General features: G+C 54.8%; 14 protein-coding genes and 1 riboswitch. Of the genes, 4 read left to right on the forward strand and 10 right to left on the reverse strand.

All coding sequences use genetic code 11. The features are described from left to right. Positions 1 to 19: 19 nt before the first annotated feature. Both ACTF5M_RS08245 and mnmD read right to left on the reverse strand, forming a co-directional pair. On the reverse strand, positions 20 to 892 hold the full coding sequence (locus tag ACTF5M_RS08245; RefSeq protein ID WP_438960556.1) for a DMT family transporter: 873 nt from the start codon (positions 890 to 892) through the stop codon (positions 20 to 22). After that, complete coding sequence (mnmD, locus tag ACTF5M_RS08250; RefSeq protein WP_438960557.1) at positions 889 to 1,545, reverse strand: tRNA (5-methylaminomethyl-2-thiouridine)(34)-methyltransferase MnmD; 657 nt, start codon at positions 1,543 to 1,545, stop codon at positions 889 to 891. The genes ACTF5M_RS08245 and mnmD overlap by 4 nt, the downstream gene beginning before the upstream one ends. 48 nt (positions 1,546 to 1,593) lie before the next feature. On the opposite strand from mnmD, the gene ACTF5M_RS08255 reads away from it, so the two are divergent. Further along, the gene (locus tag ACTF5M_RS08255; protein WP_438960558.1) at positions 1,594 to 2,616 is read left to right on the forward strand and encodes an NAD(P)/FAD-dependent oxidoreductase; all 1,023 of its coding nucleotides are present in this window, start codon (positions 1,594 to 1,596) and stop codon (positions 2,614 to 2,616) included. Beyond that, positions 2,616 to 3,008 carry a VOC family protein gene (locus ACTF5M_RS08260; protein ID WP_438960559.1) on the forward strand — a complete coding sequence of 131 codons (393 nt, stop codon included), beginning with the start codon at positions 2,616 to 2,618 and terminating at the stop codon, positions 3,006 to 3,008. The genes ACTF5M_RS08255 and ACTF5M_RS08260 overlap by 1 nt, the downstream gene beginning before the upstream one ends. Here the strand turns inward: ACTF5M_RS08260 and ACTF5M_RS08265 are convergent. After that, complete coding sequence (locus ACTF5M_RS08265) at positions 3,005 to 3,529, reverse strand: NADPH-dependent FMN reductase (RefSeq protein ID WP_438960560.1); 525 nt, start codon at positions 3,527 to 3,529, stop codon at positions 3,005 to 3,007. The two genes, ACTF5M_RS08260 and ACTF5M_RS08265, sit on opposite strands and share 4 nt — an antisense overlap. 67 nt (positions 3,530 to 3,596) lie before the next feature. Between ACTF5M_RS08265 and ACTF5M_RS08270 the strand changes: the two genes are divergently transcribed. Then, positions 3,597 to 5,240, forward strand: a complete 1,644-nt coding sequence (locus ACTF5M_RS08270) for a thiamine pyrophosphate-dependent enzyme (protein ID WP_438960561.1) — start codon at positions 3,597 to 3,599, stop codon at positions 5,238 to 5,240. Here ACTF5M_RS08270 and ACTF5M_RS08275 read toward each other — a convergent pair. The 3 genes from ACTF5M_RS08275 to cobO are packed head-to-tail and all read right to left on the reverse strand — an operon-like array spanning position 5,223 to position 6,541. Then, positions 5,223 to 5,570 (reverse strand): Lin0512 family protein, encoded by a 348-nt coding sequence (locus ACTF5M_RS08275; RefSeq protein ID WP_438960562.1) that lies wholly within the window; start codon positions 5,568 to 5,570, stop codon positions 5,223 to 5,225. The genes ACTF5M_RS08270 and ACTF5M_RS08275 overlap by 18 nt on opposite strands. Next, positions 5,567 to 5,920 carry a Lin0512 family protein gene (locus ACTF5M_RS08280; RefSeq protein ID WP_438960563.1) on the reverse strand — a complete coding sequence of 118 codons (354 nt, stop codon included), beginning with the start codon at positions 5,918 to 5,920 and terminating at the stop codon, positions 5,567 to 5,569. The genes ACTF5M_RS08275 and ACTF5M_RS08280 overlap by 4 nt, the downstream gene beginning before the upstream one ends. A gap of 18 nt (positions 5,921 to 5,938) precedes the next feature. Next, complete coding sequence (cobO, locus tag ACTF5M_RS08285; protein ID WP_438960564.1) at positions 5,939 to 6,541, reverse strand: cob(I)yrinic acid a,c-diamide adenosyltransferase; 603 nt, start codon at positions 6,539 to 6,541, stop codon at positions 5,939 to 5,941. A 130-nt stretch (positions 6,542 to 6,671) separates the two neighbouring features. Here cobO and ACTF5M_RS08290 point away from each other — a divergent pair, with 130 nt between their 5' ends. Further along, entirely contained in the window at positions 6,672 to 6,992 is a 321-nt protein-coding gene (locus tag ACTF5M_RS08290) for a hypothetical protein (protein WP_438960565.1), read from the forward strand. Here the strand turns inward: ACTF5M_RS08290 and cobN are convergent. From cobN to ACTF5M_RS08310, 4 genes are all read right to left on the reverse strand, one after another. Continuing rightward, on the reverse strand, positions 6,989 to 10,666 hold the full coding sequence (cobN, locus tag ACTF5M_RS08295; RefSeq protein ID WP_438960566.1) for a cobaltochelatase subunit CobN: 3,678 nt from the start codon (positions 10,664 to 10,666) through the stop codon (positions 6,989 to 6,991). The two genes, ACTF5M_RS08290 and cobN, sit on opposite strands and share 4 nt — an antisense overlap. A 5-nt stretch (positions 10,667 to 10,671) precedes the next feature. Further along, complete coding sequence (locus ACTF5M_RS08300; protein ID WP_438960567.1) at positions 10,672 to 11,154, reverse strand: GNAT family N-acetyltransferase; 483 nt, start codon at positions 11,152 to 11,154, stop codon at positions 10,672 to 10,674. Further along, the gene (cobW, locus tag ACTF5M_RS08305; RefSeq protein WP_438960568.1) at positions 11,151 to 12,266 is read right to left on the reverse strand and encodes a cobalamin biosynthesis protein CobW; all 1,116 of its coding nucleotides are present in this window, start codon (positions 12,264 to 12,266) and stop codon (positions 11,151 to 11,153) included. The genes ACTF5M_RS08300 and cobW overlap by 4 nt, the downstream gene beginning before the upstream one ends. 89 nt (positions 12,267 to 12,355) lie before the next feature. Continuing rightward, positions 12,356 to 13,033, reverse strand: coding sequence for an energy-coupling factor ABC transporter permease (locus ACTF5M_RS08310; protein ID WP_438960569.1), 678 nt, complete (start codon positions 13,031 to 13,033; stop codon positions 12,356 to 12,358). 33 nt (positions 13,034 to 13,066) lie between these two features. Then, positions 13,067 to 13,281: riboswitch (cobalamin riboswitch) on the reverse strand. Between the last annotated feature and the right edge of the window lie 61 nt (positions 13,282 to 13,342).

Genomic DNA, 13,342 nt, shown 5'->3' on the forward strand with positions numbered 1-13,342 from the left:
CAAGTATGTGTGATGATGTCTAGAGGGGCTCTTGGTTTACGCGCTTTGAACGGAAGATTGTGAACAGCCCTGCGCCCACAATAATGATGCTACCGATCACAACATTCGTCTCAAGGACCTCGCCGAAAATAGTGATACCGATGCCCGTGACGAAAACCATGTGCAGAAAGTTAAACGGGGCCAACGCGCTGGCCTCGGCCAAGGTGTAGGCCTTGATCAAGAGTGCATGCCCAACAAGGCTGGTCAGGCTTAGTGTGCCCATCCAAAGCATGTCGCTTGGGGACATTGGTTCAATGAACCAGATGCCAATCGCTGTGGTGATCAATGCCCCAAAAACACCTGTGTAAAATATACTGGTCTCCGCGCTGTCTTGTTTGGCGACAAGGCGCGTCAGGAGGGAGTAAACGGCAAACATAACGGAAGACAAAAGAGCCAGCAGCGCCGCAGGAGCAAACACACCAAAGCCCGGTTGAAGGATGACAAGAATACCAACGAAGCCGATGAAAATGGCCACCCACCTGCGCCACCCGACAGCTTCGCCAAGCATCGGCCCAGACAGGGCAGCAACGATAAGCGGGAACGCTGAAAAGATGACAATCGTCTCAATTAGACCAATGAGCGTAAATGCCAAAATCCCAACGCACACCTCAAGCGCCAGCAACAGGCCACGGCTGATCTGTAACCAGCGCTGATTTGTTTGCGCTGCCTTTTTGATCCCGCCGCGGCGCAGGGCCAACATCAAAACAAACGCCGCAAAGACCCAGTAGCGGATCATTACCACCATCCACACGTTATATGTGCCTGCCAGGTGCCGTGAGATGCCGTCTTGGATCGCAAAAATTGCGAGTGCCAGCACCATAATGGCGATGCCTGTGCGGGTGGTATCGATCATCGTTTCCCCACGCTCATGTGACGTTTTCGGCCAAAGCCGCTTATGCGCTCAACAGTGAAGCCAGCGTCTGACAGCTTTTGGCGCACATGACCTGCGGCGGTGTATGTGGCGAATGTACCGCCGTGCTTTGTGTGATTGCCGACCGCGGTCATTAGATCAGCGCTCCAAAGCTCAGGGTTTTTGGCGGGGGAAAAACCGTCCAGAAACCACGCATCCGCTTGTCCTTGCCAGTTGGGAACTGTTTCACGGGCGTCGCCTTCAACGATGGTTAACTGAATGTCAGAAGGAAGCGCTTTGCCAGCCAAAAACTCCAGCAGATTTTCTGTAAGTGGGGCAAGCTCTGTAAATGGTGCAAGTGCTGCGCGGGTATCTTCGATTGATAAAGGGAACGCCTCAAAGGAAGTGAAATGCAGCGTGCCCTTGCGCGCTGATTTGCGCCATGCGTCCCATGTCGCTAGAAACGACAGACCGGTGCCAAAACCAAGTTCGGCAATGTGGAAACCGTCAGCGAAGCGTTCTGTAAGTTGATTGCCGTCGTGAAAAACAAAGCGGGTTTCTGCAAGCCCATCTTGCAGCGAATAATACGGATCATCAAAGCGGCGCGCTATTGGCGTGCCGTCTTGCCATTCAAGATCGCCGTGCGACTGGTCCATGGGGTTACCTTAAGCTAGATGTGATAGAAGTGGCGCAGGAGCAAAGATTTGGCAACGTTTGATGTAACAGTTCGGGGCGCGGGTGTGTTCGGGCTTAGTGTGGCGTTTTGTTGTGCCAAGCGCGGCGCGAAGGTACGTGTAATTGACCCTAACGGCGTCGCGGCGGGTGCAAGTGGCGGTGTTGTTGGTGCACTTGCGCCCCATGCGCCGGACAAATGGAACTCCAAAAAACAGTTTCAGTTTGACAGCCTGCATGAGGCGGAAAGTTTTTGGCAGCTTGTTCAGAAAACGGCTGATGCGGAAACCGGCTACGCCCGCACAGGCCGCTTGCAACCCCTTTTGGATGAGCGCGCAGTGCATTTGGCTCACGACAGAGCTGCTTCAGCGCAAGACCTTTGGGGCGATGGATATACATGGAAAGTGATCGAAGCGGCGGGTGATTGGGTGCCACAATCGCCTACTGGGCTGCTGATCCAAGATACTCTGACGGCACGCATCCATCCGCGTGCGGCGACCCAAGCATTGGCCAAAGCGGTTGTCGCCTTAGGTGGGCAGATTGCCTCCGAAGGCCCGGATGAAGGTAAAGTTGTGTTGGCAACAGGGGTTAGTGGTCTGCAGCAAATGTCCGAGCAATTGGCCAAGCCTGTGGGTAATGGCGTGAAAGGGCAGGCCGCGGTGCTTGATTTTGATGCCTGTGATCGGCCCCAACTTTTTGCAGATGGGCTTCATATCGTGCCCCATTGGAACGGTACCGTGGCGATCGGGTCCACGTCCGAGCGACTTTATGAGCACACCGATGTGGATGCTCAATTGGACGATGTTATTGCGCGCGCAAAGTCTTTGTTTCCTGTCTTGGCTGACGCATCGGTGATTAAGCGCTGGGCTGGCTCGCGGCCCCGTGCCAAATCGCGCGCGCCTATGCTGGGGGCTTACGGTGATGTATATGTTGCCAACGGTGGGTTCAAAATTGGCTTTGGCATGGCGCCCCGCGTTGGTGAAGCTATGGCCGCGCTTGTTTTGGATGGTGTTGATGAAATTCCCGATGCGTTTCGGGTGGAGGCCTCATTGTAATGCGTGTTGAAGCACTTGATCATCTTGTTCTGACGGTTGCGGATGTTGCCGCAACTGTTCGCTTTTATGAGGACGTGTTGGGCATGCAGCTCGTACGGTTTGACGCGGCGGATGGCACATCCCGTTGGGCGCTGATGTTTGGGGTGCAAAAGATAAATCTGCATCAAGCAGGCGCAGAGTTTGCGCCCCATGCAGACAACCCCAAGTCAGGGTCAGCCGATCTGTGTTTCTTAAGCGATCAGGCAGTGTCTACGTGGGTGAAATGGTTTGAAGAGCACCACGTCGAAGTCGTTGATGGCCCCGTTGAGCGTACAGGCGCGCAAGCCAAATTGCTATCGGTTTATGTACGCGATCCCGATGGCAATTTGATTGAGGTTTCAAACGCCATCTAGTTTGGGCGTAGCTTTGCCATCAACTTTTCAATACCTGCTACTGTACGCTCATTGGTTAGGCGCCCGTTTTCGTCGAACGCGTCGGAACTGTTGGCAAGCATCACTTCGGGTCCGCTGATCACGTGGGCCATGAACGGGTTCATCGCGAGGCGTAGGTTTGACTGGGCCCGCTCTCCGCCTGCGCGGCCTGCTGCTGCTGATAAAATTGCAACTGGCTTATCTTGCCATACGCTGCCCTCAGTACGGCTTACCCAGTCCAATGCGTTCTTCAAAACCCCCGAGATGCCTTTGTTATATTCAGGTGTTGAAATAACCACCGCATCCGCTGCGTTTATCTGGTCCGCGAGCGCCTGAACCGAGGCAGGAATGCCCTCAGCGGCCTCTAGATCACCATCATAAAGTGGCAGGTTCAGATCAGCCTCGACATAGGCGCTAGCGCTGCCAATGCGTGCGGCTTCACGAATGAGTTTACGGTTGGTGGCCTCTTTACGCAGGCTTCCAGAAATGCCGAGTACATGCATTGGCTTGTCCTTTTATTGATACGCGTGTCAGGTAAGGCAAATCGGTGACAGCGCAAGGGCAGTGATTATGCAGCATGGTGGAAAAATCTTGGCAGCGCAGCTTGCAAAGATGGGTGTTAAGCGGGTTTTCCAAGTTCCGGGCGAAAGCTTTTTGGCGGCTCTAGATGGCTTGCTTGATCACGATATTGAAGTTGTTACCTGCCGCCACGAAGGTGCTGCGGCCATGATGGCTGAGGCGCATGCAAAGCTGACGGGGCAAGTTGGGGTGTGCTTTGTGACCCGCGGCCCTGGTGCTTGTAATGCCTCTGCGGGCATTCATATCGCGCGCCAAGACAGCAGCCCCGTTGTGATGTTTGTCGGTCAAATTGCGCGGTCCGATCGTGGGCGTGAGGCGTTTCAAGAAGTCGACTACCGCCAGATGTTTGGCGATTTGGCGAAGTGGGTTGAAGAGGTCGATCAGACTGAACGGTTGCCCGAGTTTATCCAACGTGCTTTTCAAACGGCATCGTCAGGGCGGCCTGGTCCCGCTGTTTTGGCGTTGCCCGAAGATATGCTGAGCGCGGCCTGCCATGACCTCCCCCTGCGTGAGAGTGCTGTCGTGCATCAAGCGTCTGATCTAGCAGAATCCGCGAAAACAATCATGGAGCGCACCGAACGCGCTCAGCGTCCTCTTATTGTTGTGGGTGGCCCTCATTGGTCCGCTGACGCGGCACAGAGTTTGCGTAACTTCGCCGAGGCTAACAACATTCCCGTGGCCGCGGGTTTTCGCCGGCAAGATTATATCGACAATCAAAGCTTTGCGTATGCCGGTGATTTGAACGTTGGCCTGAACCCCAAGTTGGCAGCGTGCTTAAAAAAAGCTGATTTGATCATCGCGCTTGGTAGTCGGTTGGGCGACATCGAAACGCAGGGCTATTCCCTGATGGCAGACCAAAAAGCGTTGGTTCATATCCATGCGGGCGCTGAAGAAATTGGCCGTGTGTGGCCGACAGAGTTTGGTGTTGTTTCCCGTGCTGATGAGATGATCGCGGCGCTGCATAAGTGCGCGCCGCTTCAGCGGCAGCCTGATTGGATGGCCGAGTGCCGTGCAGCATATGATGCATGGCTACAGCCCACAGAAAGCCCCGGAGATGCCAAGCAGGAAAACATTATCAGCTGGCTGTCGGACAATCTGCCCAAGGACGCGATTGTCACGAACGGCGCGGGGAACTACGCCGCGTGGTTGCACCGTTATTTCAGCTACAAGAGATATGGTACGCAGCTTGCCCCAACTAGCGGCAGCATGGGGTACGGCTTTCCTGCCGCGATCGCAGCCAAACTCGAGCACCCTTCGAAAACGGTTGTTTGCTTGGCGGGCGACGGCTGTTTTCAAATGACACTTAACGAAATGTCGACGGCGATGCAGCACGGTGCATCCGTAATCGTGATTGTTATGAATAACCGGCGCTACGGCACCATTCGGATGCACCAAGAAAAGACATATCCTGCGCGTGTTAGCGGCACTGATATGGCGACCCCTGATTTTGCTGCCCTTGCTCGCGCCTATGGGGGTCATGGCGAGACGGTGCAAAATGATGCTCAATTCGCAAAAGCGTTCAAGCGCGCTGAAGCAAATGGCAAAGTTTCAATCATCGAAGTGCAGCTTGATGAGGATGTGCTTTCAACGGGTCAATCGCTTAGCGCGACCCGTGCTTTAGCCTTGAAAGGGTAAAAACGCTTCAACGGCTGCAGTGGCAATAACGATGGTTTGGCCTGTTGCGGGATTTGCGCTGTTGTGCCCGCCTTTCACGCCCTTAACCGTTGCTTTGCCGCGCGGAAGTTTCGCGGTTAGCGCGTCAAGATCAAGCTTGTCGGGCTCTGCCACACCAACGGTGACTTGCACGCGCATCATGTCGTGGGAAATACTCAGTGCCTCGAACATCGGAATAGATGAATGGCGTAGGGCATCTTCAATCGCGCGCCCTGCTGCTTTTGTGTAGTCCATCCCATAAAGGTCATTGCCCATGCCCATTTCGATGATGAAACGTTGATCAACACTCATGCGGCGCGCTCCAGTTCGAGAGACACATGAATGACCGCGTGGGCCATGATGGTGGGGTTGCCGCCTGCGGCCTCTGGGCGGGGAATATCAAGGCCGCCGTGGTGTGTCGTTATGTTGATTTGGCCGTACGGGAACACGGATTTTAGACGCTCTGTGTCCACGGCATCTGGCGCTTGGCAGGCAATCTCGACATCGATGATCATATCCTCTTTGTCTTTGCCAAAGAGCTCCGCAAGGTTGATCGAGTTGTGCCAAAGTGCGTCCTTCAGGGCCTTTTCAGACGCGGCCGTGTAATCTAGCCGGCGTAAGGAGCTGCCCATGCCAAATTCAGTCAACAAACGATGCTTCATGAGTGCCCCCAGCTTTGCCTAAAACTCAACGCCGATTTGCGCTTTGATACCTGAACGGAACGGATGCTTGATCAACTCCATCTCAGTGACTAGATCAGCGTGTTCGATCAGCTCGTCTTTGGCATTGCGCCCTGTCAGAACGACGTGGGTCATATGGGGTTTGTGATCGCGCAGGAAGGCTACGACCTCGTTTACGTCAAGGTAATCATAGCGCAACGCGATGTTGATCTCGTCGAGCAGCACCATTTTGTTGGCATCATCCAAGATCAGCTCTTTTGCTTTGGCCCACGCCGCCTGCGCCATTTCTGTGTCGCGTGACCGGTCTTGGGTCTCCCAAGTGAAGCCCTCGCCCATGGTATGAAACGCGCAAGTATCAGAGAATTTGGATAGGATCAGATCGCGCTCACCTGTGGACATGCCACCTTTAATGAACTGCACAACAGCGCACTGCATATCATGCGCGATACACCGGAAGATCATACCAAAGGCCGAGGAAGATTTGCCCTTACCTTTGCCAGTGTGAACAATAACGAGGCCCTTTTCATCGGTTTTAGTCGCCATGATTTTATCACGAGCAACTTTCTTTTTGGCCATTTTTATTGCGTGGCGATCATCATCCATGTCCGGCTCCTATCCACTTGATTTGTTGTGTCGATCTAAGAGGGAAATACGCAGGAGGGCAATGGGCGTTAGGGCCTTGTTAAGGGATATTGCCGATTAGTGAAGGCGTAGCGAGTTAAGGAGATTTGCGATGCGTCTGTTTTGGTGTGCCGTTTTGGTATTGGCGGGATGTGACATGGGCGGGCCTGCGTTCATCGGACTGGAGCCAATGCGCATTTCTGTTGGCGGAAGCGATTTTACGGTTCGTCAGAGAAACGACCGCGCCGAGGTCATTCGCACCAATATGGAGTGGGCACCGGATGCGGGTACGGTTGCTGACAAAATGCTGATCGCTATCCAGCAAACTACTGGATGCACTGTTCGCAAGGGCACACTTAGCGGCGATCAGGCAAAGGCTGTTGCGGGCCTAGAATGCGTGGATGACGGAACCTATGCGATCAAGCGGCACTAGCGTTTGTAGGCATCAATGCGCGCTCGGGCCGAGTTTGAGCGGGGGACCCACAATCCACGGTCAATCGCCTCTTGAAGGCGATCGGCGATGTCGCGCAACGCTGGATCATTGTGTTCCGCAATGAAGTCACGGGTATCATCATGTGCCAGAAACGCCTCTTCAACCAGATCAAAGTGGTGCTGCTTAACAGCGCCTGTTGTAGCGGCAAACGCAAACAGATAATCCACCGTTGCAGCAATTTCGAAAGCGCCTTTGTAGCCATGCCGCTTAACCCCATCGATCCATTTGGGGTTCACTACACGTGATCTGACAACACGGCCAATCTCATCATCAAGGGTTCTGATTAACGGGCGTTCAGGGCGCGAGTGATCGTTATGGTAAACCAGTGGGTCTTTGCCCTGTAGCGATGCCACAGCCGCCGCAGCCCCACCTTCAAATTGATAGTAGTCGTCGCTGTCCAGAATATCATGCTCGCGATTGTCCTGGTTTTGCACAATCGCATCTACTTGTGACAACCGGGCGCTTAGGCCGTCGCGGTCACGCGCGCCCTCAAGGTTTGCGCCGTAAGCGTAGCTACCCCACTCAAGATAGGCATCGCCCAAATCGGCTTTGTCGTTCCACAGACGTTCATCAATCATGGCTTGCAGGCCAGCACCGTAAGCACCGGGTTTGCTGCCATAAACACGCGGTCCTTTGTTTAGTGCGGCGTGGTTGTCCGGTTCGTCCAGTTCTTGAATTGCGCGTGCAGCGCTGTCCATCAGCGCGATTTGTTGCGGAAACGCATCACGGAAAAAGCCCGAGACACGCAATGTCACATCAACGCGGGGCCGGCCCAGAACGCTGTGGGGGATAACCTCAAAACCTGTGACGCGCCGTGATGCCATATCCCACTTTGGCTTAACCCCCATCAGTGCCAGCGCTTGTGCAATATCGTCCCCGCCAGTGCGCATATTTGCTGTGCCCCAAGCGGTCAGCAACAAGGCACGGGGCCAGTCGCCGTTGTCCTGAAGATGCTTTTCTATCAGCAGGTTTGCTGACTTCCAGCCAAGTGTCCATGCAGTTTGTGTTGGGATCGCGCGGCTGTCGACGGAATAAAAATTGCGGCCCGTTGGCAGTGTGTCCAAGCGACCACGGGTGGGGGCACCTGATGGGCCCGCCGGGACGGCAAAACCGTTCAATCCGGTGAGCAGCGCGTTTGTTTCTGCGGGTCCGCAGGCTGCAACGGTTGGGCGCACCACTTGAGCAATATGCTCCATAACCACCGCGCTTTCTGGGCCCGGGGCGTGCGCAGTTTCATCCAGTAATTTGATTGCGAATTCTTCAAGCCGCTCAACTGTATCGCCTGCCGTGCGCCATGTGCCGCCGCCAAGTGCGTTCGGTTTAGGGCCAGTCCACGGAGCGGACATTTCGCAATTCAAAGGATCAAATCCGAGCTCAAAGTCACGGGCAAGTGCGCCAATTAACGACGCATCCACAGCCTCACCGCTCCCACGCGCTACACGGGTCAGCGCAATCGTTAGATCACGCTCTTGGGTATCTGTTGGGGAGGTGCCAAAAATATGTAGGCCGTCGCGAATTTGCGCTTCTTTCAGCTCGCAAAGATAGGCGTCCAGTTTTGCAAGGTCAGTATCTTCATCGGCCCCGTTCATACCAACATCGCGGTCAATTCCTGTTGCTGCAGTCAGGGACAAAATCTCGCGGCGCAGGTGGGTGATCCGGCGTGGATCAACACCAGCGGCTTCGTAATATTCATCCACGAGTGCCTCAAGATCTTTGAGCGGCCCGTAGGTTTCAGCGCGCGTTAGCGGTGGGGTGAGGTGATCGAGGATAACAGCCTGCGCGCGGCGTTTCGCTTGGGTACCTTCGCCTGGGTCGTTGACGATAAAAGGATAAAGGTGCGGCGTGGGGCCGAAGACGACCTCGGGCCAACAAGTTTGGGAGAGGGCTACTGCCTTCCCTGGAAGCCACTCGAGGTTACCGTGTTTGCCCATGTGCACAATCGCATCGGTATTCCAGTGGTGGCGAAGCCAGATATAAAACGCGAAATAGTTATGCGGCGGGATCAGATCAGGTGAGTGATATGTTTCCTCAGGATCAATGTTGTAGCCACGTGCAGGTTGGACGCCGACCACGGCATTTCCAAACTCAAAGATGGAAAGTTTGAAGCCGTCTTCTTGTGCCTGCGGCGCGGATATTTTTGAACAAAAGAAGGGATCGTCTCTTGGTGCGCCCCATTCTTCGTTCATCTGTTGTTTGATGTCATAGGGCAGCGCATTGAAGTGTTGTTCGTAGATGCTGAGCGGAAGATGCACGCCGCCGGCTGTCTGTGTACGGTCCGTCAGCCAGTTGGTGGGGCCCGCCATGATCATATCCATCAGTGCCTTGGACGAGGCAGGGGGCGCAGTGTCGTAACCGTCACGTTCAAGTGCGCCAAGCGCATCAACAGTGGCCGCCGGCGTATCAAGGCCCACACCATTTGCAAGGCGGCCGTCTTTGTTGGGGTAGTTCGCTAGAACGACCGCCACTTTTCTGTCTGCCTTGGCGGTGTGCCGCAGCTTTGCCCAGTTGGCTGCAAGCTGTGTGACGAAATCAATTCGGTCACCTACGGCTTGATAAGTTGCGATGGGACATTGGGTTGCTTCGTCGAAATAGGCCTCGCCCTTGAACGATACAGCGCGGCTCAAGATGCGGCCGTCTACTTCTGGCAGGGCCACGTTCATCGCGATGTCGCGTGCGGACAGTCCCGTCAAACCATCTGCCCATGCGTCTTGTGAACTTGCTGATAGCACGACCTGAAATACGGGTGCTTGATTGGCAGCAGCGCTGGTCAAAGGGTTTTGCGGCGTGTTTTGCTCATGCGGGCTGCCCACTGCAAAAGACGTACAGTTCAAAATGGTGGCTGGCGGCGCTTCGCTAAAAAGATGCTCAAGGGTGGCTTGGCTAACGGGGTCCTTGAGGGACGCCACAAACACCGGCATTGGGTTTAGCCCCGCCCGCAAAAGAGATTTTACCAAACGGTTTATGGGGTTCAGCCCTGCGCCTTGGACAAGTGCGCGGTAGAAAATGATTGGAACGACTGGCGCGTTTTCAGTCCAGTTTTCTTGCAGGCTCGCCAGCGTGGGGGATTGCTCGCCCGGCCAATAAAGTCCGGCACGCAGCAATGGCGCGGCTGCGGCGGGGTGGGTTTCACGCCCAAGCATGGCATTGGTGTATTCCAGAAAACCAGTGGCGTTGGCGGGCCCGCCCTCTGTCAAATATGCCCAAAGTGCGTCGTAGTCTCCATCATTGACAGTCGAAAGATTGCGCAGCTCTGGATCAGGCTTGTCATCACCGGGCAACAGCGCCAAAGGGATATTGTTGTCATGGCAATTGGCGGCGTATTGCTCAACGCCGTAGCGCCAGTATCCTGTTCCCCCAAGCACACGCGCAATTACCAGTTTTGAACCTGATGTGCAGTTTTGGATGTGCAAATCAACAGACATCGGGTGCATCAAATGCATCATGCTGGCCAGTCGTAGTGTAGGTGGAGACTGCATCTCGGCACGGGCGGCAGATAAGGCCGCCAACTCTGTGTCTGCTGCTGAAATGAACACAACATCCGCTGGCGTTTGGCCAAGTTCTACGGGTTCTTTCCCGTCATCAATTGAACCGGGTGTCGCGGCAAGTAGGTGCATGGAGTTTACTCTGGTTTATGAGAAATGGTGGTGATGTCAGCCAGCGTTTTGGTCATGAAAATACTCGTCGCGTTTTCGGAGTACTCCCCAAAAGGGCCGCATTTTTCAAAACCGTGGCGTGCATAAAGGCGGTGCGCTGCGTGTAGCACGTTGCCAGTTTCCAACTTGAGTTCGGACAGGTTGAGCGAGCGCGCGTGATCTTCCAGTGCGCGCAAAATAGCATCTGCGATCCCCTGCCCACGGGCCTCTGTATCCACGAACATAGACTTCAACTCACCGTAGTTTTCGCGCGCAGCTACTGCACCGGTACCCCGAATGACTTGCCCGCGCCGAGCCACAAAAAAGTGGATGTCCGGCTTGCATAGCTCATCAATGTTAAGGAACGCGTTGTCTTCGGGTGGAAACAAGCTTTCCATCAGACGATGGCTTTGCGTAAGCAGTGCCGTCGCCTGTGGATCTTTTGGATCGCCTGGTTCTACGATGATCATGCGCGCAGGGCAGCGTCGATTGCACTGCGGTCAAGGCCCGCTTGGCCAATCACTACAAGCCGTGTTTGACGCGGGGCCGCGCCAAAAGGCTGGTCGAAATACGTATCAACCCGTGGCCCGACCGCTTGCAATGTGAGGCGCATTGGTTTGCCTTCGACCGCAGCAAAACCTTTGAGGCGCAAAATGTCATGGGCTTGGATGACATCTGCGACTTGCGCGGCAAACGCCTTCGCGTCACCAATTTCGCCCAAGGTCACGACAAAGGATTCAAAGGCGTCATGGTCGTGATCGTGATGATGGTGGTGATGCCCGTGATCATCGCCGTGGGCGTGATCATGGTCATCATGATGATGTTCGCCGTCTTCTGCGTGATGGTCATCGTGGTGGTGATGATGCACCTCGGCGCGCGCTTCCATATCACCCTCTGAGCCAACACCTTGGCCAAGCAAAACATCAACAGGCAACGCGCCCATGGAGGCTTTGACAACCTGCACACCGCTTCGGGCTTCGGATTTTAGTTTGTTCGTAAGGGCAGTTGCCTCATCTGCGCTTAGAAGGTCAGATTTGTTCACTACAATCATGTCTGCACAGGCGATTTGGTCCTCGAACAGCTCGGACAAGGGTGTCTCGTGATCAAGGTTATCGTCAAGTTTGCGTTGGGCATCCACCGCCGCAACTGAATGTGCAAAGCGCCCTTCCGTTACGGCTTTTCCGTCCACCACCGTGACGACACCGTCGACGGTCACTTTGGTTGAAATGCCGGGCCAATTGAAGGCGCGGACAAGCGGTTGTGGTAGCGCAAGGCCAGAGGTCTCAATCACGATATGATCAGGTGCGTTTTCACGCTCGAGCAGTTTTTCCATCGTTGGGATAAAATCATCCGCTACGGTGCAACAGATGCAGCCGTTTGACAGCTCCATGATATCATCTTCGGCACAGGTCTCGTCGCCGCAGCCCTTAAGAATATCACCATCCACACCAAGATCGCCAAACTCGTTGATGATCAACGCGATGCGCTTGCCTTGTGCGTTCTGCAGCAAGTGGCGGATCAGTGTTGTTTTGCCTGCGCCCAGAAAACCAGTGACGACAGTAGCAGGAATTTTAGCAGCCATAATGGCCTCCACGTCAAAAAGATGCGCCGGCAACCCGTGGGGGCCACCGGCGCCAAAACCGTTCAATTGCTGTTCGCAAATGAGAGTGCTTAAGCAGCGTTGTAGAGACGCGGTGTTACAAAGCCTGTGCCATCGAGACCCTTCATGCGCTTGGCTGCCGCAAGTACTGCAAGGTCAGCAACTGGCTCGATGAGCAGCACTAGCATGTACGCCGCGCCAAATGACGCAACCGCTGCAATGTTCTCTGCGCCAAAGCCTTGGCCGTAGATAGCCCAAAAAGCTACCCAAGCAAAAACGCCACCTTGGTATGCGCCAGAAAGCTTCAGCGCTTGGCCGTATGACAGGTCAACATAAGCTGTGTTTGGCGCAATGATCTTTTTCGCCATATGGTGGATCGCAAAGAGTGGCACCAGAAGTGTTGTTGCGTTGACTGTGATCATGCCCAAGTCAGTTGGTGCAAAGAACAAGCCTTGGATCAACAGGCCAAGTGCTAGCCCGATAGCCGCAGGGCCTGTGCCCAAGATCAGCAGGATCGTCGTGCCGAGGATGAAGTGAACTTCTGATACGCCAACGGCAAAGTGGGGCAGAACTTCGAAAAAGATGAAAACAGCGATCGTCGCGATCAAGCTGCGTGCCACAAGCGACAGAGCACCTTTTTGAACAAGCGCTTCCCAAGCCATTTTCGCGCCGTATCCGGCAGCACTCACGAAAGTTGCGTAACTGAGGGCCATTTTTGCGCCACTGACGACGCCTGGTTCGATATGCATAACTATTCTCCTTTGCCTGTCACACCCGACAGGGGTTTGCATTTCTGCACGGCTGGTCTCCTGGCTTGCGGGTCATCACGTACCGTCGCCTTCCCAGTTTCCCAGTGGCTTAATGACGGACGCTCACCGCTTACAGTCGCGGGGGCGGCTGCGGTTTTGGACCCCGAATTGGGTTGGCCCGTCCCGCATTCCCATTTGATCCCCGACGCTTTGCGTCTGATCGGGGAACCATGCTGGTGTGTTGTGACTGTTCTGGCGCGTTCAAGCAAGGGAGATTCCGACCTCCCACGCCTCAAGAACGGCAGGGTG

Source organism: Nereida sp., assembly GCF_965655635.1.
GTDB lineage: Bacteria > Pseudomonadota > Alphaproteobacteria > Rhodobacterales > Rhodobacteraceae > Nereida.